At 72.2% G+C, this 19742-nt stretch carries 18 protein-coding genes; 6 read left to right on the forward strand and 12 right to left on the reverse strand.

Annotation, left to right across the window (positions count from 1 at the left end; genetic code table 11):
• Positions 1 to 93: 93 nt before the first annotated feature.
• Complete coding sequence (locus POL25_RS13110; protein WP_272086320.1) at positions 94 to 2211, reverse strand: permease; 2118 nt, start codon at positions 2209 to 2211, stop codon at positions 94 to 96.
• A gap of 751 nt (positions 2212 to 2962) precedes the next feature.
• Between POL25_RS13110 and POL25_RS13115 the strand changes: the two genes are divergently transcribed.
• Complete coding sequence (locus POL25_RS13115) at positions 2963 to 4381, forward strand: FG-GAP repeat domain-containing protein (protein ID WP_272086321.1); 1419 nt, start codon at positions 2963 to 2965, stop codon at positions 4379 to 4381.
• 134 nt (positions 4382 to 4515) lie between these two features.
• Here POL25_RS13115 and POL25_RS13120 read toward each other — a convergent pair whose 3' ends face one another.
• On the reverse strand, positions 4516 to 5040 hold the full coding sequence (locus POL25_RS13120; RefSeq protein WP_272086322.1) for a DUF2505 domain-containing protein: 525 nt from the start codon (positions 5038 to 5040) through the stop codon (positions 4516 to 4518).
• A gap of 593 nt (positions 5041 to 5633) precedes the next feature.
• Between POL25_RS13120 and POL25_RS13125 the strand changes: the two genes are divergently transcribed.
• Positions 5634 to 5780 (forward strand): hypothetical protein, encoded by a 147-nt coding sequence (locus POL25_RS13125; protein ID WP_272086323.1) that lies wholly within the window; start codon positions 5634 to 5636, stop codon positions 5778 to 5780.
• Positions 5781 to 5845: 65 nt separating this feature from the next.
• Here POL25_RS13125 and POL25_RS13130 read toward each other — a convergent pair whose 3' ends face one another.
• The 5 genes from POL25_RS13130 to POL25_RS13150 all read right to left on the reverse strand — a co-directional run bounded on the left by POL25_RS13130 (position 5846) and on the right by POL25_RS13150 (position 11020).
• Positions 5846 to 6793: an STAS domain-containing protein gene (locus POL25_RS13130; protein WP_272086324.1), complete on the reverse strand. Its 948-nt coding sequence runs from the start codon at positions 6791 to 6793 to the stop codon at positions 5846 to 5848.
• A 140-nt stretch (positions 6794 to 6933) separates the two neighbouring features.
• Complete coding sequence (locus POL25_RS13135) at positions 6934 to 7887, reverse strand: formylglycine-generating enzyme family protein (protein WP_272086325.1); 954 nt, start codon at positions 7885 to 7887, stop codon at positions 6934 to 6936.
• Positions 7888 to 8147: 260 nt separating this feature from the next.
• Positions 8148 to 9242 (reverse strand): FKBP-type peptidyl-prolyl cis-trans isomerase, encoded by a 1095-nt coding sequence (locus POL25_RS13140; RefSeq protein WP_272086326.1) that lies wholly within the window; start codon positions 9240 to 9242, stop codon positions 8148 to 8150.
• A gap of 53 nt (positions 9243 to 9295) precedes the next feature.
• Positions 9296 to 10177, reverse strand: a complete 882-nt coding sequence (locus POL25_RS13145) for a universal stress protein (protein ID WP_272086327.1) — start codon at positions 10175 to 10177, stop codon at positions 9296 to 9298.
• Positions 10178 to 10546: 369 nt separating this feature from the next.
• Positions 10547 to 11020 carry a nuclear transport factor 2 family protein gene (locus tag POL25_RS13150; protein WP_272086328.1) on the reverse strand — a complete coding sequence of 158 codons (474 nt, stop codon included), beginning with the start codon at positions 11018 to 11020 and terminating at the stop codon, positions 10547 to 10549.
• Between the two features lie 573 nt (positions 11021 to 11593).
• Between POL25_RS13150 and POL25_RS13155 the strand changes: the two genes are divergently transcribed.
• The 3 genes from POL25_RS13155 (at position 11594) to POL25_RS13165 (ending at position 13738) form a co-directional block, all read left to right on the forward strand.
• Entirely contained in the window at positions 11594 to 11848 is a 255-nt protein-coding gene (locus POL25_RS13155; protein ID WP_272086329.1) for a hypothetical protein, read from the forward strand.
• A 204-nt stretch (positions 11849 to 12052) separates the two neighbouring features.
• Positions 12053 to 12646, forward strand: coding sequence for a metalloregulator ArsR/SmtB family transcription factor (locus tag POL25_RS13160; RefSeq protein WP_272086330.1), 594 nt, complete (start codon positions 12053 to 12055; stop codon positions 12644 to 12646).
• 270 nt (positions 12647 to 12916) lie between these two features.
• Positions 12917 to 13738, forward strand: coding sequence for a PP2C family protein-serine/threonine phosphatase (locus tag POL25_RS13165; RefSeq protein ID WP_272086331.1), 822 nt, complete (start codon positions 12917 to 12919; stop codon positions 13736 to 13738).
• A gap of 37 nt (positions 13739 to 13775) precedes the next feature.
• Here POL25_RS13165 and POL25_RS13170 read toward each other — a convergent pair whose 3' ends face one another.
• Positions 13776 to 14513: a dienelactone hydrolase family protein gene (locus POL25_RS13170; protein ID WP_272086332.1), complete on the reverse strand. Its 738-nt coding sequence runs from the start codon at positions 14511 to 14513 to the stop codon at positions 13776 to 13778.
• 244 nt (positions 14514 to 14757) lie between these two features.
• Between POL25_RS13170 and POL25_RS13175 the strand changes: the two genes are divergently transcribed.
• Entirely contained in the window at positions 14758 to 15306 is a 549-nt protein-coding gene (locus tag POL25_RS13175; RefSeq protein ID WP_272086333.1) for a hypothetical protein, read from the forward strand.
• 54 nt (positions 15307 to 15360) lie between these two features.
• On the opposite strand, the gene POL25_RS13180 is transcribed toward POL25_RS13175, so the two are convergent.
• From POL25_RS13180 to POL25_RS13195, 4 genes are all read right to left on the reverse strand, one after another.
• On the reverse strand, positions 15361 to 16743 hold the full coding sequence (locus POL25_RS13180; RefSeq protein ID WP_272086334.1) for a WD40/YVTN/BNR-like repeat-containing protein: 1383 nt from the start codon (positions 16741 to 16743) through the stop codon (positions 15361 to 15363).
• Between the two features lie 69 nt (positions 16744 to 16812).
• Complete coding sequence (locus POL25_RS13185; RefSeq protein WP_272086335.1) at positions 16813 to 17703, reverse strand: hypothetical protein; 891 nt, start codon at positions 17701 to 17703, stop codon at positions 16813 to 16815.
• Positions 17700 to 18272: an RNA polymerase sigma factor gene (locus tag POL25_RS13190; protein WP_272086336.1), complete on the reverse strand. Its 573-nt coding sequence runs from the start codon at positions 18270 to 18272 to the stop codon at positions 17700 to 17702. The genes POL25_RS13185 and POL25_RS13190 overlap by 4 nt, the downstream gene beginning before the upstream one ends.
• 109 nt (positions 18273 to 18381) lie before the next feature.
• The gene (locus POL25_RS13195) at positions 18382 to 19647 is read right to left on the reverse strand and encodes a hypothetical protein (RefSeq protein WP_272086337.1); all 1266 of its coding nucleotides are present in this window, start codon (positions 19645 to 19647) and stop codon (positions 18382 to 18384) included.
• Positions 19648 to 19742: the final 95 nt, after the last annotated feature.

Raw genomic sequence — 19742 nt, forward strand, 5'->3', positions numbered from 1 at the left:
CGCCCCCCGATCGGTCCGTCCCCAGCCTCGCCGCCCACCCCGAGAGCCCACTTCACTCCCGGCGCCGCGGACCAAGCCGCCCCGCAGCGATCGTCAGCCGCGATTTCTTCCCTTACCGTGCTCATCCGCATGATGCTCATGCGAATGATGCTCGTGCGAATGACGTTCATCCGCATGATGCTCGTGCGAATGATGCTCATCCGCATGATGCTCATCCGCATGATGCTCGTGCGAGTGATGCTCATCCGCATGATGCTCGTGCGAATGCCCATGCCCGTGCAAGTCCTCGTGCCCGTGCCCGTGCGCATGCCCGTGCCCGTGCCCGTGCCCATGCGTGTGCCCGTGCTCGTGTGAATGCTCGTGTGAATGCTCGTGCTCATGCGCTCGCGAGTGCACATGCGCATCGTCGTACGAATGTGAGTGCACATGCGAATGATCATGCCCATGCCCATGATCATGCCCATGATCATGCCCATGATCATGCGAATGCCCCTCGCGCTCCCACAACCTCGCGAAGAACGCCTGCGGCCCCTGGCGCACGAACGACAACAAGAACAGCCCGCCGAGCGCCCACGCGGCCACCTCTGCCAGCGGCCCGTGCCCGGCATCCGGCTGCACCCCCGCCACTCCGCGCAGGTCCGGCAGCGTCAGGTCGACCAGCATCCCCAGCCCGGCCGCCAGCACCAGCATCGCCGCTGCGAAGCGGGCTGCCGTCGCGCGCCCGTGCTCCTGCGCCAGCACCCCGAACGTCGTCGCGTTCGTCGCCGGTCCCGTCAGCAAGAACGCCAGCGCGGCCCCTGGCGACAGCCCCTTCGCCAGCAGCGCCGCCACCAGCGGCGTCGCTCCCGACGCGCACACATAGATCGGCACCCCCAGCGCCGCGAACAGCAGCACCTGCAGCGGCCCCGGGATCGCCGTCAACGCCGACGGATCGATCCACGGCTCGATCAGCGCCGCCACCAGCAGTCCCAGCCCGATCCACGGCGCCGTCGTGTCCACCAGCTCGCCGAACCCCGTGCGCAGCCCTTGCAGCAGCCGCACCATCGCCGGCCCGCGCGGCCCCGCCTCCGCCTCGACGCTCCCGCCGAGCCGCCGCGCCTGCCCGCCGACCCACCAGCCGACCAGCCACGCCACCAGCGCCGCCGCCAGCACCCGCAGCACCGTCATCTCGGCCCCGAGCAGCGGCCACGACAGCAAGATCGCGTCGACCCCCAGCTCCGGCGTGGCGATGAAGAACGCCATCGCCGCCGCCGCCGGCACCCCGCGCTGCAGCAGGCTGCGGTACACCGGCACCACCCCGCACGAGCACAGCGGCAGCGGCAGCCCGACCACCATCCCGCGCAGCGCTTGCCCGGCCGGCCCTCCGCGTCGCAGCCACCGCACCGGCGCCTCCGGCATCAGCCCCGACACCAGCCCCGCCAGCGCGTACGCCAGCAGCAGCGCCGGCGCGCTCTCTCGCACCAGCCCGCCCAGCGACGCCAGCGTGCGCGCCAGCGGGTCCGCCTCGCCGTGCGTCTCGGCGGCCAGCGCCACCAGCACCCCCAGCCCCATCAGCCCGCCGACCACCGCGCCGATGCGGGCCCCGCGGCTACCTGTCTCCTGGGACCTGTGCCCCACGACATGCAACAACAGCCCGCCGACCACCGCGTGGAACAGCCCCAGCCAGCTGGCGTCGAGCGCCGCGAACGACGCGTCGGCGAACACATAACCGGCCACCGTCGCCGCCCCCAGCAGCAGCAGCGACCCCGCCGCCACCACGAACCCGCTCGGCGACAGCAGCCACCACACCCCGACCGCCACCGGCAGCTGATGGGCGATCACCGCCACCTCGAGCCCGTGCGAATCGCCCTCCTCGAAGTGCGCCAGCGCCAGCGCCAGCCCGTCGGTGAACGCGTGCAGCGCCATGCCGGCGATCGCCAGCAGCAGCGCCGCGCGGTGCGTCCCGCGGGCCGCCAGCCGCAGCGGCCCCTCGGCGATCGCCGGCCCTGCCAGCCCGGCCAGCAGCGCCAGGAACGCCGGCCAGCCCGCCATCGCCAGCGCGCGCGGCACGATCTCGAGCGCCACCAGCCCGCTGACCGCCACCAGCACGAAGCTGTCGAGCGCCGCCATCGTCCCCCGCTCGCGCCGGGCCGCCGCGTGCAGCACCGGGCCGAGCACCAGCGCCGCCACGCTGATCGCCAGGGTCCAGGTGCCGTGGGAGTCGCCGCTCATCGCGGGCGGGACCATAGCCTGAAATCACCGCGCGGCGGCACCGGACCGGACGCCGTTTTCAGCCCTCCCCTGGCCCCCTCCGGGCGAGTCGACCGACCCGGCGGACGGCCTGCACCCGCGTCACCCGGCCGCACGCCCTGCCCGTCCGCGTCGCTGCCGCCGCCCCGCCATCGCAGTCACTCGCCACAGTTCCTCCGCTGCCCGCCTGCGACGCACCTTCGCAGGTGCCTCGGCTACCGCATCCACCCACGCCCACCACCCGCTGCGACGCCCCCTCGCAGCATCGACAAGCCCCGCTGCAGCCGTCCCCCGGTCGTGCCGACCGACGCCGCACTCGCAGACACACATCTCCACGGCATCGACCTGCGCCGCCGTCCACTCGCCCTCACCACCGCGGCTCCCCGCAGATCCGCCCTCGCATCACGCCTCCCTCCCTCTCGACCGCAATCTCGGCCACCACGCCGCGCCCCGGGAATCCTCGTCCCTTCGACCTCGCGCGGTCGGGGTCCGTCCTCGCCGCGCTCGGGGCCTCACCGTGGCTGCCGCCGTTCACCGGCCATGGCCCTGCCAATGCGACAACCTGTCTAAAAAGACATGACCCAAGCGCCATGTCCCTTCGCACCCGAACCTGCCGACCGCGCCACACGCGCAATTCGACCTCGTGGAGCCTTCCGCCTTTGCCGTTCGCGGCGGCCCGGACGAGCGACGCTGCGCGTTGACGGCTCGTGGCGGCGCCCGCCATTCTCCGGCCATGGCCTTTTGGACACGGTATCTCCTCGCGCTGTCGACCCTGGCGGCGTGCGGCGGCGGCGACGGCGACGACACGGGCGCGACCAGCACCACCCTCGCCTCGACCATGACGATGGCCTCCGCGGCCACCATGAGCGCCGCCACCACCGAAGGGGAAGACGGCACTGCCAGCACCACGGGCGGCCCGGCCACCACCCTCGAGCCGACCACCGCCACCTCCGTCACCGGCAGCACCACCGCGGTGATGTGCGCCGACGGCGAGGAGGGCTGTCCTTGCCTCCCGCTCGCCACCTGCTTCCCCGGGCTTCAGTGCATCGACAACTTCTGCTTCGGCCCCGAGGCCACCACCGACGGTCCGCCGATCATCTGCGGCGACGGTGAAGCCGGCCCCGGCGAGGTCTGCTTCAAGCCCTTCGCCCCGCTCGGCATGGGCTCGGGACCTGTCTCCGTCGTCGTCGCCGACTTCAACGCCGACGGCAACGACGACATCGCCTGCGCCAACAACATGACCAATAACGTGACCGTGAGGACCGGCAAGGGCGACGGCGCCTTCAATGCCCTCAACGCTCTCGGCGTCGGCATGGGCCCGTACGCCGCCGCCGCGCCCGACCTCAACGCCGACGGCGCGCCCGACCTCGTCACCGCCAACATCACCAGCAACGACCTCTCCGTGTTCCTCAACGGCGGCGGCACCCTGGCCCCGCAGGCGGCCGTCCCTGTCGGCGCCCAGGCCCGCCACGTCGTCGCTGCCAGGCTCAACGGCGACGAATTCGACGACCTCGTGGTCGCCAACTACATGGACAACACCCTCACCGTGCTGCTCGGCGACGGCGTCGGCTTCCCCGCGCCTGCCGGCATCGCCGTCGGCGCCGGTCCGACCTGGGTCGCGGTCGGCGACATGAACGGCGACGGCACCCAGGACCTCGTCAGCGCCGACTACGGCGCCAGCACCCTCAGCGTCGCGCTCGGCAACGGCCTCGGCAACTTCGGCCCGCCGACCGCCTCGCCCGCCGGCGGCCAGATCTACGCAGTCGGCGTCGCCGACCTCGACGGCGACGGCGACACCGACGCCGTCGTCACCGTCCCTGCTGCCGGCCAGGTGTTCGTGCTTCAGGGCAACGGCCTCGGCGGCTTCGGCGGCGCGATCCCCTACCCCTGCGGCGTCGACCCCATCGGCATCCTCCTCCTCGACGTCTCCAACGACGGCGACACCGACATCGTCGTCGCCAACCGCGGCGGCAACACCGTCAGCGTCCTGCGCGGCAACGGTAAGGGCGGCTTCGGGGCCCCCGAATCGTTCCCCGTCGGCATCGCCCCGTATGTGGTCGCCGCCGGCGATTTTAATAAAGATGGCGCGATCGACCTCGTCACCGCCAACAACGGCGACAGCACCGTCAGCGTCCTCGTCGCCAACCCCTGACGACCGCAGCGACCCGGGCTGCCCGACCGGATGTCCCTTCGTACATGACTCAAGGGACATGCTCATCAAAGCATGCCCCTTGAAACATGTCCTTCGCGCCACCTGCCGTCACGACGGGCGGCCCGGGCCGGCGCTCAGCTACCGGCCTTGCCGTTGGCGCGCAGCCACTGGTTCGTGTACTCGGCCGCCTTTTGATACGACTCGCGCATCGTCTTCTCGAGGAACTTCTCGACCATCCCGCCGACGCCGAACATCTTGACCTCGATCTCGAACTCGGCGACGCGGTCCGACTGACCGGGCCCCGTGCGCTCGAGCCACATCTCGGCCTTGATCGTCGTCTTGTCGGCCAGCTTCGACGGCAGCACCCTGGCGAACCACTTCGGCGTGTTCGGCCCGCTGACCTCGAGGCGGCCCTCCTCGACGTACGACACCGAGTCGCCGAGCACCTTGCGGATCGCCGCCGGCGCGTCGATCTTCGGCGTCACCCGCACCTTCCGCGTCTTGCGGCCGTCCGGCGGGCTCGTCTCCTCGACGACGTCGAACGCCTCGAACTCGAGGCCCTTCTTGTACAACTTCTCGTTGTAATCGTGGTCGAAGAACACCTCGCGCCAGAACGGCTCCGGCTCGATCGCGTACGGGTGCCTGATCGTGAACTTCATCGCCCGCGGTTTTTTCACGCGCCCGCCCCCGCGTCAACCGCCGGGCCCCCGCGCGTGCCCGGGCCTCCACGCGCCCGCGGACGCCGTCCGCAGCGGAGTCCGCGGACCTGGTGTCGCGCAACCCGCGCGACACCACCCCGCGTCGACGAATTCGTGCGTGCTGCCCGAGTCATCGCCCTCACGCGCGCCGACTCGGCGACCCGCGCGACACCACCCCGCGTCGACGAATTCGTGCGCCCCGAGCCACCGCCATGACGCTCGCGACTCGAGCGGCCGACCGCGCCGCTGCATCGTGCTCCGCGAATGGCCTCCCAACTCGCGATCTCGCTTCGACCCACGGCCGGCTTGAGTCGAGGGCTGGCGCAGGTCGAGGGGCCAGCGGACGAGCAGCTCTCGTCACGGTGGCCACGCCTCTCGGAGCGATCGCGTCCGCATCATGTCGCATGAGACATGCCGTCAGCGACGGTCGGCGGATTCGCGAAGGACCTGCCACGAATGCATCTCCCGCGCTCCCTGCGTATCGTCAGCTCGCCGCAGACCGGCTCGCCATCCCCCGCGATGTGATACCCCATTGAGCTGAAGGCAGCACCAACATGCAGGATGTCTCGCAGCTGATCGCCGACGCGTCCGCCCGCGACCTCGCGCCCGAGCGGTCGATCGAGCTCGCGCACACGCCTCTCCCGCCGGTGGCCGCGGCCCTCGCCGCGTCCGAGCGCCGCCACCCGCGGCTCTACCGGTGAGGCCTCCCCGTGTCCGGCTTTGCTGCCCTGCTTCTTGACCCCGCAGCCGCGCCCCGTCTCGTCCTTCAGACTCGCCGCGTGCGACCGCTCTGCATGGCGAACGCGATCCCTGTCTGCAGGGTCCCGCGCGTGACGAGCTCGTCGAGGTTGAAGCCGCCCGAGACCAGGCCCTGCGCGATCGCGGGCCGGATGCCCGTCAGCACCACCTGCGCGCCCAGCAGCCGCACCGCCTGCGCGGCCTGGACGAGCCCCTGGGTGCCCTCGGCGTCGATCTCCGGGACCCCCGTGATGTCGAGGATGGCGGTCGTCACTCGCAGCCGCTGCACCTCGTCGAGGAGCACGCTCAGCGCCTGCTGCATGCGCGTCTGGTCGAGCTGGCCGACGAACGGCATGACGATGATCTCGTCGCTGATCGGGATCACCGGCGCGGACAACCTCGCCAGCAGCTCGCGCTGCGCCTGGATCGTCTCCTCCTTGCTCAGGCGCAGCGCCTCCTCCGCCCGCTTGCGGTCCGTGATGTCGACGAGCGACACGAAGCACCGCTCCCACGTCTGCTCGCAGTCCGCGCCGACGACGACGCGGAACATGATGTTCCTGTCCTCGCCGAGGAGCGTGGAGATGACCGTCTCTTCCTCGTACGACATCGCCCCGCTCCCGAGCGCGACCAGCTCGCGCCGGAACGTGTCGAGCGATTTCTCGTTGAACACGACGGACAGCGCCCGCAGCAGTTGATCCTTGTCCGGAGCCTGGCACAGCTCGAGCGTGGCCCGGTTGACATCGAGGATCCGCACTACCTCCAGGCACGCCAAGACGTCGTCGACGTGGTGCCGGAGGTGCGCGTCGAGATCGACGCCAGTGGCGAGCAGCCGGTCGAGGTGCTGCTTGACCGCGGACCAGTCCTCCTCCCAGAGCGAGATCGGTGAGCTCTCGAAGATGTTGCGGTAACGAGCCTCGCTGCGCTCGAGCTCCGTCACGCGCTGACGCAGCTGGGTGAGCTCATGGTCCGTATTCATCGATGTCTCCCGCAGCCCGACGCGCAGGCGCTCGCGGCGAGGATGCCATGACGGCGCCCGCGAAGGCGAGCGTCAGCATCGACGACTCGCGTCCGCGGCGGGACGCGCGGCGCGCCACCTACATCACGGGCGCGCCGGCCTCAGGGCTTCGCCGCGCGCTGCAGCGCCGCCGCCTCGTCTGCCCGCGCCGCGCAGCGAAACCCGAAGTGATGGAACGGCTGGTTGCTCGGGAAGTGCGGCCGGCGCCACACCCCGGTCGCGTACGACGCGTCCCAGTACCACGACCCGCCGCGGACGATCTTGCGCAGCTTGCCCGGGCACTCGCGGGCGACCTCGCCGTCCTTCGCGCACGGCCCGAGTGGGTCGACCCCCTCGCACTCGGCCCCGCACTCCGCGTAGCTGCGGGTGAACCAGTCGGCCACCCACTCCCACGAATTTCCGGACATGTCGTAAAGGCCATATCGGCCCGGCGGGCGCGACCCGATCTCCCACGGCCTCCCCGTGTCCGGCTTGCTGCCCTGCTTCTTGACCCCGCAGCCGCGCCCGGTCTCGTCCTTCAGGATCGCCCGCTCGCAGGTCGCCGGCTCGTCGCCCCACGGGTGCAGCGCCCCGTCGGGCCCGCGCGCCCCCTTCTCCCACTGCGCCTCGCTCGGCAGCCGCTTGCCCTGCGCCTTGCAATAGCCGTCGGCGTGGAACCACGACACCCCGTTGATCGGCTGCTTCGGCCGGTCGAAGTCGGAGTAGGCCGGCCCGCCCTTCGGGTCGCACTGCTTGGCCTTCACGCACGCCTTGTACTCCGCGTACGTGACCTCGTGGACGTCGAGGTAATACGTCTGCAGCCACACCCGCGCCTGCGGCCGCGCCTGCTCCGGCCCGGTGTCGGTGCCGCGCACGAACCACCCGGCCGGGACGCACGCCATGCCCGGCGGCGGCGGCTCGAGGCAAGCGAGCGGCGCAGGCGCCCCGGGCGGCGGCGGATCGCCGGCGCTCGCACCACCTGTCCCTGCGGACAGCCCGATGCCACCTGCCCCTGCGGACAGCCCGGTGCCACCTGTCTCTGCGGACGCCCCGTTTCCGCCTGTCCTCGCGGACATCCCGGCGCTCGCCGCTTCGCTACCACCTGTCCCTGCGGACAGCCCAGCTTCGTGGCCGCCCGCAGATGACCCCGCGCTCGCGGTGCCGGCCCCTGAGGACAGCTCAGCGCCGGGCGCGACCCGCCCCGACTCGGCGCCTGCCCCCGCGGACATGTCCGAAGAGCCAGACGCAGCGGGCACCGCGGCGCCGGGCGCCTGCTCCGAAGGACCTGTCCGACAGGACAGACCGATCGCCAGCGCCACGATCGCCGCGGACGGCCTCACCCGGCCTTCTTCTCCGTCGCCGGCGCCTTCACGTCGGCCTTGCCGTCGCCGGTCGCGGTCGGCTGCGCGCCCGCGGGCGTGGCCGGCTGGGCCCCGCCGGGGGCGGCCTGACCGGGCGCCGTGGCGCCGGCCGGCGGCGTCGGGGCCGGCTTGATCGACATCAGCTCGACCGTGAACGTCAGGTCCGAGTTCGGCGGGATCCGTCCCTTGGCCCGCTCGCCATACGCCACATTCGCCGGGATCTCGAGCTTGCGCAGCGTCCCGACCTTCATGCCGGCGATGCCGATGTCCCAGCCCTTGATCACCCGGCCCTGGCCGAGCGGGAACACGATCGGCTTGCGGGTCAGCGACGAGTCGAACTCGGTCCCGTCCTTGAGCGTGCCGCGGTAGTGCACCCCGACCATGTCGCCGGCCTTGGCCTCGGGCCCCTCGCCGACCTTGTACTCCGTGCTCTTGACCCCGTCGGCCAGCGTCTTGGTCGACAGCGGCTTGGCCTCGAACGCCGTGAGCGGCTGCGGCGGCGGCGGCGGCGGCGTGAAGGCCAGCAGCTCGATGGTGAACACCAGCGTCGCGCCCGGTGGGATCTTCCCGGCCCGGCGGTCGCCGTAGCCCAGCGCCGCCGGCACGATCAGGCGCCGCTTGCCGCCGACCTTCATCCCGGCCACGCCCTCGTCCCAGCCCTTGATCACCCGGCCCTCGCCGAGCGGGAACGTGAACGCCCGGTTGCGCTTCTTCGAGGTGTCGAAGATGACGCCGTCGGTCAGGTAGCCGGTGTAGTGGACCTCGACCTCGCCGCCCTTGACCGCCTCGGCGCCGTCGCCGAGCACGAACTCCTCGACCGTCAGCCCGCTCTCGGTCTTGTTGCTGCTGAGCGGCTTGCCGTCGAACGGCGCGTCGTACTTGATGTCCGCGCTCGGCTCGAGCGGCAGCGGCGGTCCCTCGGGCTTCGCGGGCTCGGCCTTGACTTCGGCCTTCGCGGGCTCCGCCTTGGCCGGCTCGGCCTTGGTGGGTTCAGTCTTGGGGGCCTCGCCGGCCGTGCAGGCGACCAGGGCGGAGGCGATGAGGAGCGCGAACGGAGCGCGGACGTGCATGGCGCGGCGTCTATATCCCACTTTCGCGGCCGGCGCACGCCCCGGCGGACCCGTCACGGCCGCGCGTCCGGCGGGACCACCAGCACGGGGATCGTCGCCCGGGCTGCCAGCTCGCTCGAGGTGCTGAGGGCGATGACCCGCTCCACCCGACTGAGCAGTCGCGAGCCGCACACCAGGAACGGCGCGCCCTGCTCGGTGGCGACCGCGAGGATCTCGCTGATCGTATCGCCGTAGCGGACCACCACCGGCTCGCTGCGCGCCTGGTCGGCCAGCCACTCGGCGGTCCGGTCCTTGGCGGCCGCCACGGTCTGGCCCTTGAACTGCGCCAGCGCGTCGGTCGACCAGTAGATCTGCGTGTACTCCTCCGGCACGCTGACCACGCGCACGAACAGCAGCGGCCGGCCCAGCGCCTTGGCCAGCCCCGCCCCGACCTCGACCGCCCCCGAGCTCGCGTCGGCCGGCGTCACCGCCACCACGATCGGCCCGCTGCCCAACGTGTCGGGCGCGAGGTCCGGCGGCACCACGAACGTCGGCACCACCAGCCGCTGCAGCAGCCGCCGCGCCACGCTTCCGAGCCGCACCAGGTCGCGCCCGTCGGTGGCCGCCTTGCGCCCGACGATCATCCCGACCGCCGACCGGGCCGCCCGCGCGGTCGCCAGCGTCTCCGCCGGCTCTTCCGCCTCGACCAGCTCGACCTCCGCGAACGCGTTGCGCACGCCCGCCCGGTCCATCGCCAGCTCCGCCTCGGTCTTGAGCCGCTCGTGCACCCGCACGCGCCCCTCGAACTGGTCGAGCTGATCCACCACCGCGGTCGGCGCGGCGTGGATCCCCACCAGCTCGATCGCCCCGCCCGTCTGCTCGCGCAACCACGCCCCGAAGCGCACCGCGCCGTCGCTGCGGTGGCGAAGATCGACCCCGACGATCCACGTGTTCATGCCGCAACGATGACCGCGCTTTCGGCCCCGGCAACGCCCGCCCGGCCCGCCGATCTCATCCACCCCGGGCCCGGCCTGGCCGCCCGCCCGCGCCCCGTCCTTGCGCGCCGGCGCCACCCGGGCGGCCCCAGGCCCCCGTCGCCCGCTTCGCGCCGATCCCGCTCCGCGAGGTCTTCGGCCCCCGCCCGCTCGCCGGCACGAAGAAACATGTCTCTCGAGACATGTCCTTCATGCACGCCTGTCTCTCGGGACATGTCACACCGCCCGCCGAGATCCTGTCCTTCGGGACACGTCAACTTCGGTACCTCACGAAAGCTGCCGGGCGCGAGCTCGGCAGCCTACGAAGCGACTGGCCGGTGAGAATCGCGGTCACGCCCCCGCCTTATTAAACCACAGCGCATTGACGATCAGCCACCGCTCGCCGAAGCGCCCCATATGAAAATAGTCGACGAACCATGGGGTCTCGACGCGCACCACCGCCGCGTTGCCGGTCACGTCGAGCACCAGCACCGAGCGCTTCCACTGCTCGCGCGGCGTCTTCAGGGCGCCCTGTCGCGTCAGCTCGATCAGCTCGTCCGCGCTCATGCGGCGCAGCGGGAACACCTCGCGCGCGTTCGGCCCGGCGCCCACCACCGCCCGCTTGGCCAGGTCCGGGTGCAGCGCCCGGGCCACCCGCGCGGCGTCGCCCTCCAGCTGGCCGTCGAGGTAGTCGAACGCGACCGCCTCGATCGCCGCCCGGGTCTTCGCCTCGATCGGGTTCAGCTGCACCGGCGTCGGCGGCGGAGCTGCGGCCTGGGGCGCGGCGGCGGAGGCGAGGAGCAAGGCGAGGGCGAGCGCGGGCATGGGCATATCGGGACGGTGAGACCCCGGCCCGGGCCCGATCGGTTCCGCAAAAAAATGTCCGAAGCGTCATGTCGCGGACAGCGCGAGCGCTCCTGGCGCTGGCGACCGCCGGCCGGCCGACGCCCCATGCCCCGCTGTTGAAAACTTCCCCGCGTTCTCCCGCGACGATTCGCCCCGCGCTGGTGACCGCCCCGACTCTGGCGCGTGCACGTTTGGCAGACGACCCAATCGGGTCGCGCCGAAATGGCATGACGCTCGAAGCTCGCGCCATTCGCAATCGACCTCTCCCGCCTCGCCTACCCGCGCGAGGGCCGACGCGATCGGAACGCCTGCGGACCCGCGCCCCTGTGCCCACGTCGTCGCAAGCCCCCACGTCCGGCGGGACCGGCCAATTCGCGGCGCTTCGGGGGCTTGCCCGACCGCCTCGAGTTTTTTTGCGACGGCGCAATTGATCGCCGGGCGAAGGGCACTCACCGGGCAAGGGCGCCGATAAGGCACCCGGTCCAATCCACCCACGTCATGCCACGGCCGCGGGCCGTGCGTCACCTCGATACATCGAGTCAAGGAGTCATCATGCGCTTCATTCGTTCATTCTCTCTCGCCGCTGTCGCCCTCTCGTTCGGTGCCATCGCTCTCGGCGGCTCGAGCACCGCCAACGCCGCCATCTGCTGCAGCGCCAAGCCGTGCCAGGCCGAGAATCCGCCGGCGTACTGCAACAATTGCACCCCCACCTGCGTCGACGACGAGGCCGAGGCCGACGCCCCGGTCGCCGGCGACATCGTCTACGACGAGGTCGAGTCGCTCTGCTACGTCGCCGGCACCCTGTGACGAGCTCCTGCCCGGCTCATGCCATGGGCGCGCGACCCGGTCGCGCGCCCATGGCGTGAGCCGGCGTGATGCGGCGCCTCGCGGGGCCGAGCGTCGGCGTCCTCCCCTGGTATCGGGGCGCGCGGGCGCCCGCCCTTGCGAGGTATCCATAAAATTGACGCCTGTCAATTTGACACCCATCAAATCGGCAAGTATCGTCGCCGCATGTCCGCCGCCGACCCGGAGCTCAAGCCGACGCTCGTCCAGCTGTTCAAGGGCCTCGCCGATCCGACCCGCCTGCGGATGATCGCGGCCATGGTCGACCGCCCGCGGTGCGGCCAGGACCTCGCGGCCGAGGTCGGTGTCACGCCTGCGACCGTCTCGCATCACCTGCGCGTGCTGACCGAGGCCGGCCTGCTGCGCGAGACCCGGCAGCCGCCCTACACCTTCTTTCAGCTCGACCTCGAGGTGCTGCAGGGCGCGGTCAAGGCGGTCTCGACGCCCAAGCGGGTGCGCGAGCTCGGCGGCGGGCCGCGCGACGCCGACACACGCGACGTGCTGCGAGCGTTCTTCGACGGCCCGCGCCTGCTCGCGCTGCCGGCCCAGCGCCGCAAGAAGGAGATCGTGCTCGAGGAGCTGCTGCGTCGCCTGCCGCGCCGCCGCGAGTACCGCGAGCCCGACCTCAACCGCTTCATCGAGGTCGTCCACCCCGACTACTGCACGATCCGCCGCGAGTGGATCACCGGCGGATACATGGAGCGCGAGGCCGGCGTCTACAAGCTCGCGGCCCGCGGGCGCACCGTGCTCGGCGTCGCCTGAACCACCGCGCTCCTATCATAGGAGTAAGGCGCGATCATTCACGTCACGGCGCACCGGCCAATTTCGAATTCGCCGCCAAACAGCGCCTGCGCCGCAGTTTGACGCGCGATTCCGCTCGGAATCGCAGAGCGCGGCGACACCGCACGACGTCGCGTGGGAGCTGCCGCCCCCGATCGAAGCACCTCTTCGCGCCCGTACTCGCCACAATCGCCGCACCGCGCCGTCGGCGGCGACGCTCGCGCGCCGCGCATGCTGTATGTTCGTCGCCCCGTGCGCACCCGACATCACGGCGACACCGACGTCGGCCGGCGTCGCAGCCAGAACGAGGACGCGTTCGTCGCCAGCGACGAGCTCGGCCTGTTCGTGGTGTGCGACGGCGTCGGCGGCCGCGCGTGCGGCGAGGTCGCGTCGCAGACCACGGTCCACCTGATCCACGAGTGGGTCGAACGCGAGGCCGAGCTGATCCAGCAGGCCCACGAGGAGGCCCGGCTGGCGCAGCGGCGCGTCGTGCACGGCCCGCCGGTCGTCGAGCCGCAGCTCCGCGTCGGCCCCGACACCGTCGCGCGGCTCGTCGGGCTGGTCCGCAACGCGCTGCAGAACGCCTGCTACCTGGTCCACGGCATGGCCGAGGTCGACGCCCGCTACACCGGCATGAGCACCACAGCCTCGGTCGTGCTGGTCGCCGGCGAGCTGGCGATCGTCGGCCAGGTCGGCGATTCGCGGGTCTACATGGCCCGCGGCGACGAAGTCCGCCAGCTCACCGAGGACCACACGCTGCTCAACATGCAGGTCAAGCAGGGCCTGGCCAGCGCCGACAAGGCCCGCGGGCGCAAGAGCCAGATCACCCGCGCGATCGGCCTGCGCGAGTTCGTCGAGGTCGACATCACCGCCTTCCCGCTGCAGACCGGCGACCGCCTGCTGCTGTGCTCCGACGGCCTCCACGAGTACCTCGACCAGGCCGCCGAGACCCTGATCGACCTGTTCCGCCTGCATCCGCGCGTCGCTGCCCCGGCCGCGATCCGCTACGCCAACCTGTGCGGCGGCAAGGACAACATCACCGCCCTGTTCGTCGAGATCGAGGCCGGTCGCTGAACGGACATGTCCTCCGGGACATGTTCGAAAGATCCCGTCAGCGCGGCCGCGCCAGCAGCTCGAGCAGGGTGCTCCAGTGGCGCGCGTTGCCGGCCGCGTCGTACACCGGGATGTCGGCGAACACCCAGCCGTGCCGCGCCGGGTAGGTCTCGAGCGTGAAGGTCACGCCCGCGGCGGTCAGCGCGTCGCGCAGCCGCTGCTGCTGCTCTTCGGGCAGGCTGGTGTCGTCGGTCGCGGCGGCGACGTAGACCTCGGCGGAGATCTGGGCGGCGAGCAGGTGCGGGCTGTCGGCGCTGCCGTCGGCCAGGTTGCCGGGGTGATACGCCGCGACCGCGGCGAAGCGGTCCGGGTAGTGACCGGCGGCGGTCAGGGCCATGCGCCCGCCCATGCAGTAACCGACCGCGCCGACCGGCCCCGGGCGCACCTCGGGCTGGGCAGCGATGTAGTCGAGGAAGGCCCGGGTGTCGCGCATGACGGCGGCGCTGTTGGTGGTGGCCGAGTGGCGGGCGAACCACGCCTGGCGAACGCCGGGCTCGGCGAAGAAGGCCTGGCCGTCGACCGGCTCGTAGGTCCCGGAGCGCCAGAACAGATCCGGCAAGAGGGTGAAGTAGCCGGCGTCGGCGAGGCGCTGGCAGTGCTCGACGAGCGTCGGCCGGATGCCGAGGCCGTCCATGAACACGAGCACCGCCGGCCACGGCCCGGGCACCTCCGGCGTGTACACGTGCGCGGGACAGACACCGTCCTGGGTCGGGAGCTGGATCTGCGTATGGGTCACGCACGCACGCTAGCCGAAAGCGCGGCCGCGCGACAAGCCGGGCGTGCCCGCCGCCCATGAGGGCCCGCGAGCGTGGTCGCCGGCGAGCTCGAGCTTGCGAGAGGCCGCGGCCCTGGTCTCGACATGTCTCTCACGACATGTCTTTATAGACATAAAAAATGCGCTCGGCTTGCGCGCGCGTCATGCTCGCGGCTCGCCTTCGCGCCCGTGGCGGCCGCCGTCGGCGTGGTACCGTGGCGCCGCCATGTCCGAAGCGATACCGCCCGAGCTGCGCGCCAGAGTGGAGGCGTTCGTCGTCAAGAAGCCGGCCGCGCGCGAGCTCATCGACAAGCTGTACGCCAAGCACGCTGCCGCGCCGACGGCCGACGAGCGGCGGTCCATCGAGGGCCTGCTGCGCAGCCTCGTCACCCCGAGCCGCCTCGGCCTGTGGATCTGGGGCGCCATCCTCCTGTTCGTCGCCTTCGTGCTCGGCAGCATCTACTTCTCCGAGCGCCAGCAGCAGGCCGCGCTCGAGCGCAGCGTCCCGGCCGTCGCCCTGGTCAAGCGCATGGAGGACGGCGACTGCCTGATCGGCACCGAGCGCAGCCGCTGCCTCCGGTTCGAGCTCGAGGTCCACCGCGAGGGCGCCGCGCCCTACACCGGCTCGCTCACCCACGATCTCGGCCTCGAGTGGATGTCGCGCGTGCAGCCGGGCTCGTGGCTGACCATCGGCGTCAACCCCGACGACCCCAACGATCTGGTGTTCGACGAGCGGGCGCTGGCCGTCGCCCCGCCCCAGCCGCCGGCGCAGTGACATGTCTCTCGGGACATGCCCTTTCAGACATACCCCGAGAGCCATCCACGCCGATCACCCGCCGCCCGGCTCGATCGACAGCCCGAGGTAGATCACCGACGGGTCGCCCGGCAGGAACGTGATCACCGTGTCGTGCCACATGTTGTGCGTCAGCGTGATCGCGTCCTCGGCGTGGTCGTAGCGGTAGAGGTCGGTCCCATAGCCCTGGAAGTTGGAGCCGAACACGAAGTAGAGCACGTCGGGGTCGGTCGGGTGGGCGAACAGGTGGTTGCCGTTGTAGAGCGTGGCCTCGTCGGCGTCGATCACCGCGGTGAACGTCTTGCCGCCGTCCTCCGAGCGATACACGTGGCGATGGGTCTGGGCATCGGGGTCCTCGAGGTCGAGGCCCTCGACCCACACGATGTCGCCCTGGGCCGGCGACACCACCAGGTTGAAGCCGTTGGCCGCGCCGGGGCTGAGCCCGGTCGCGCTCTGCCAGCCCTCGCCGCCGTCGTGCGAGACCAGCACGCCCTCGGCGAGCGCGCCGAACAGCACGTGGTCGAGGTCGTTGGGGTCGAACGCGGCGCGGTACGCCAGCGAGCCGGCGAACGCCGGGATCCCCTGCGGCGCCCAGGTCATGCCGGCGTCGACCGAGTCCCACACGCGCCCGGCCGAGTCGCCGATCCGCACATGATCGGGGTCGCTCGGATCGACGCCGAGGCCGACGATCCCCTCCTGCCCCGCGGGGGAGCTCAGCTTTTGGATCACCTCGTCGTCGACCCGCACGATCGCGTCGTTGTTGTCGCCGTACGCATAGGCCCGGGTCTCGCCAGCCGCGTGCAGCCGCACCGCCGGCGCGTTCGGGTTGCCGGCCGCGCCGATCGAATGCCACGAGCAGCCGGCGTCGCTCGACGCCAGGATCTGCTGGCCCGAGCCGGCCAGCATCGCCCCCGGCTTGCCGAGCGCGACCAGCCCGAAGGTGTAGGTCACCGGCTTGATCTGCTGATCCATCGGCGCCAGGGTGGCGCCCTGGTCGGAGCTGAAGGTCACCGCGCCGGTCCCGGTCACCGAATCACAATTCGGCGGCTGCCAGCCCTCGCCCGGCCCGGTCGTCGAATCGCCGGTGTCGCTGGTGCTGGTATTGCTGGTGCTGGTATCGCTGGTGCTGGTGCTGTCTTCGGTCGTCGCGGTCGTGTCGACCGCCGTGCTCACCGTCGTCGGCTCCACCGAGGTCTCCGTGCCGGTCGGCTCGACCGAGGTCGTCGTCGTGCTGGTCGGCGCCTCGGTCGTCGCTTCGGTGGTCGCGGTGGTCGGCTCCTGCGATGTCTCGCTGGCCCCCATGGTCGTGGTGGTGGTCGGATCGGTGTCGCTGCCGGACTGGCCGACCGGAAGGTCGGAGGTGCACGCCGCGAGCAAGCACGCGGGGCCGGTCAGCAGCAGGAGTCGCAGGGAGTTCAAAGTTACGGGCGAGTAAGTCATGACGGGGTCTCTCGTTGCGAGTGTGTTTCCCGCCCGCGCCGGCTGCCATTAATCGATCGTCGCCGACCCCTCCGGCGATGCAGCCACCGGGCACGCCGCGCGGACCCGCTCGCGGTAGGCCGAGCGCGGGTAGGCGCGCACGAACGCCTGCTGCGCGCGCTCACCTCGCTCGCGCTCGCCGGTGCCGCACAGCCCCACCACGCGCAGCGCCTCGCGCTCCTCGACCAGGCTGCCGCGCGCGAACTCCCGCGCGTGCGCCTCGATCGCCGCCAGCGCTTCGCCAGGCCGATCGGCGTCGAGGGCGTCCTTGATCCGCTGGATCAACATCAATTCCTCGAGCACCGGATCGCCCTGCTCCCCGCGGGCCGGCGGGTGGTCCGCCGCGACGGGCCGCCTGTCCCGCGCCGACCGCCGCGGCGCCGGATCCGCCAATCCTGCGGCCTGCTGCTCGCGCGAGTCACCCGCGGCCTGCTGCTCGCGCGAGTCACCCGCGGCCCGCTCGCCCGAGTCACGCGCGGCCTGCTCGCTCGAGTCACTCGCGGCCTGCTGCTCGCTCGAGTCACTCGCGGCCCGCTCGCCCGAGTCACTCGCGGCCCGCACGTGCTGCTCGTTCGCCATCGGTGCGACGACCCCCTGCGCTGGCTCGGAGCGCTGCGGATCCATCAACATATCGGCGGGCCCGCGCGCCGCCTGATGCCGCGCGCCGACCAGCCAATAGGAGGACGTGCCGATCAACGCCAACGCCGCCGCGACCGCCAACCATCCAGATCGAATCGTACGACCACGCCGTGCCGGCGGGCGCAGCGGGATCACCGTGGCCGAGCGCTCCGCCGCCGCTGCCATCAAGGCTGCGGCCATGCGCTCGCGGGCCGCCTCGGCCGGGCGCTCGCGGTCGCGATACGCGGCGACGAGCTCGGGCGTGGTCCATTCGTCGCTCATGCGGGCCTCCGTTGGTCGCGCGCGTGCAGCCGCAGCCGGAATCGCTCGAGTTTGGCCCGCGCCGCGCGCAGCCGCGAATACACCGTGCCCAGCGGGACCGCCAGCGCCTCGGCGATCTCTTCGGCGGTCATCTCCTCGATCTCCGTCATCTGAAACACCAGGCGCTTCTCGAGATCGAGCTCGTCGAGGAACGCCTGCATCAATTCGGCCGCCTGGTGCACCCGCACCGTCGCGTCGGGCTCGCGCGGCGTCGCCTGCGGCTCCGGCAACGCCGCCAGCCGGCGCTCGCGGCGGGCGTAGCTGCGCTTGTCGTGCAACACCAGGTTGCGGGTGATGCCGAACAGCCACGCCCGCACCGACGACCCCGGCCGGAATGTCGCCAGTCGGTGGTGCACGCAGAGGAACACCTCCTGCGTGACGTCCTCCGCGGCGTCGGCGGGGATCCCCAGGCTCCGCGCGATCCGCCACACGTAGTCCACGTGCGCGCGATAGATCTCCATCAGCGCCGGCGCGCGCGCCTCTGCCGACTCGGGCGCGTCGGCGGCAGGCGGCTCGGCCAGGGGCATCATGCGCGCCTGCTTTCCCGCCGGCCGGCGCTGCCATTAATATAATTATAAATATAAATGAGAATGCAGCGCGACCTCGCGCAGGCGCGGCGCTCTGTCCTCGCCTTCCTCTTCAAAAGAGGCGGGCCTCCAGCTGCAGCCCGGCGCGCATGCCCACGGCGCCGAGGCGGAAGATCGGCTCGCGGTTGTAGAGGAGGTTCGGCCGGTGCAGCGGCACCACCAGCTCCGCGTGGACCTGCAGCGCTCCGCGGCCTCGCAGCGCCCGCGGGGCCCAGGCCAGCGCCCCGCCGACCAGCGCCCCGCCCCACCAGGTTCTCCTCTCGAGATCGACCTCGCTGCCGAACCCCGCCGCCCGCAGCGCCCCGAACTCGAGGCCGAGCCCCGCCTGCAGCTCGACCGGCCCGACCCGCCGCACTGGCCCCGCCCGCAGCGACGCGACGTGCAGCGACAGGTCGGCGCCGATCTGCCGCTCCTCGGCCCAGCGCGCCGGGCTGCGAAACCACCGCGCGTAGCCCAGCGCCACCCGCAGCCGCGGCCACGCCACGCCCACCGCCGCCGTCAGCCCCGCCGTCGCCCGCGGCAGCACACCCACCGCCAGCGCCGGCCCGACGTGCACGAAGGCGCGCACCCGCACCGCCGCCGAACGCGGCCCACCGTCGGCCCCGCGCTCACTCCCCTGCCCCGCGCGCCCGTGCCCATCGCTCTCCGTCGCGCCGTCAGCCCCCGCCTCGCGCCCGCCCGTCGCTGCACCTGCCGCGCGCTCGCGCCCCCTCGCCTCGAACCCCGCCGCGCGCTCGCGCCCGCCCGATTCGCCCACGCCCATCCCCGCCGCATCCTCGCGCCCATAGCTCGCCCTCTCGTCCCCCTGCGCCGCGCGCCCGCGCCCCTCGCTCCCTGCGCCGCCGTCCCCCGCTGCGCGCCCGCGCCCCTCGTCTCCCGCCTCGCCCTCCCCCTCCCCCTCGCGCACCGGCACCGGCACCGCTTGCGGCATGCCCTCCGGCCCCGCGGGCGGCCCCACCAACGCGATGCCGACCAGCAGCGCCGTCGCGTTCGCCGTCGCCTCGCAGTCGTGAAGCGTCAGCCGGCGCTCCGTCGCCCCGTCGCGGCCCGAGAACACCACCACCAGCAGCCAGCCCGCGCCCTGCTTCTCGACCCGCGCGCGCACGGCCGTCACCGCGGGCGACACCGGCCGCGCGCCCACCACCTCGCCGATCCGCCGCGCCACCCGCTCCGCCGAGGGGCAGCCCGCCGGCGCCTCCCAGCCGATCGTCGGCATCGCCACCGCCCGCGCCGGCAGCAGCCCGAGCAGCCCGGCCAGCGCCGCGATCCGGCCGCGACGCGCGCGATCACGACTCCTGGGCTGCTGCGGGCTGCGCACGCTCGTCCGCGGTGTACCACCTGCGCCGGGCCAGCGCCCGGCGCCGAGTCGCGACGCGCGCCCGAGAATCACCGCATCCGCCGACACCCCGCGCA

Source organism: Nannocystis bainbridge (assembly GCF_028368995.1).
Lineage (GTDB): Bacteria > Myxococcota_A > Polyangia > Nannocystales > Nannocystaceae > Nannocystis > Nannocystis bainbridge.

Excerpts from the sequence above, each read along its gene's own strand:
- POL25_RS13110 (WP_272086320.1), bottom strand. The coding sequence starts at position 2,211 with ATGAGCGGCGACTCCCACGGCACCTGGACCCTGGCGATCAGCGTGGCG.
- POL25_RS13115 (WP_272086321.1), top strand. The coding sequence starts at position 2,963 with ATGGCCTTTTGGACACGGTATCTCCTCGCGCTGTCGACCCTGGCGGCG.
- POL25_RS13120 (WP_272086322.1), bottom strand. The coding sequence starts at position 5,040 with ATGAAGTTCACGATCAGGCACCCGTACGCGATCGAGCCGGAGCCGTTC.
- POL25_RS13125 (WP_272086323.1), top strand. The coding sequence starts at position 5,634 with ATGCAGGATGTCTCGCAGCTGATCGCCGACGCGTCCGCCCGCGACCTC.
- POL25_RS13130 (WP_272086324.1), bottom strand. The coding sequence starts at position 6,793 with ATGAATACGGACCATGAGCTCACCCAGCTGCGTCAGCGCGTGACGGAG.
- POL25_RS13135 (WP_272086325.1), bottom strand. The coding sequence starts at position 7,887 with ATGTCCGCGAGGACAGGCGGAAACGGGGCGTCCGCAGAGACAGGTGGC.
- POL25_RS13140 (WP_272086326.1), bottom strand. The coding sequence starts at position 9,242 with ATGCACGTCCGCGCTCCGTTCGCGCTCCTCATCGCCTCCGCCCTGGTC.
- POL25_RS13145 (WP_272086327.1), bottom strand. The coding sequence starts at position 10,177 with ATGAACACGTGGATCGTCGGGGTCGATCTTCGCCACCGCAGCGACGGC.
- POL25_RS13150 (WP_272086328.1), bottom strand. The coding sequence starts at position 11,020 with ATGCCCGCGCTCGCCCTCGCCTTGCTCCTCGCCTCCGCCGCCGCGCCC.
- POL25_RS13155 (WP_272086329.1), top strand. The coding sequence starts at position 11,594 with ATGCGCTTCATTCGTTCATTCTCTCTCGCCGCTGTCGCCCTCTCGTTC.
- POL25_RS13160 (WP_272086330.1), top strand. The coding sequence starts at position 12,053 with ATGTCCGCCGCCGACCCGGAGCTCAAGCCGACGCTCGTCCAGCTGTTC.
- POL25_RS13175 (WP_272086333.1), top strand. The coding sequence starts at position 14,758 with ATGTCCGAAGCGATACCGCCCGAGCTGCGCGCCAGAGTGGAGGCGTTC.
- POL25_RS13185 (WP_272086335.1), bottom strand. The coding sequence starts at position 17,703 with ATGAGCGACGAATGGACCACGCCCGAGCTCGTCGCCGCGTATCGCGAC.
- POL25_RS13190 (WP_272086336.1), bottom strand. The coding sequence starts at position 18,272 with ATGATGCCCCTGGCCGAGCCGCCTGCCGCCGACGCGCCCGAGTCGGCA.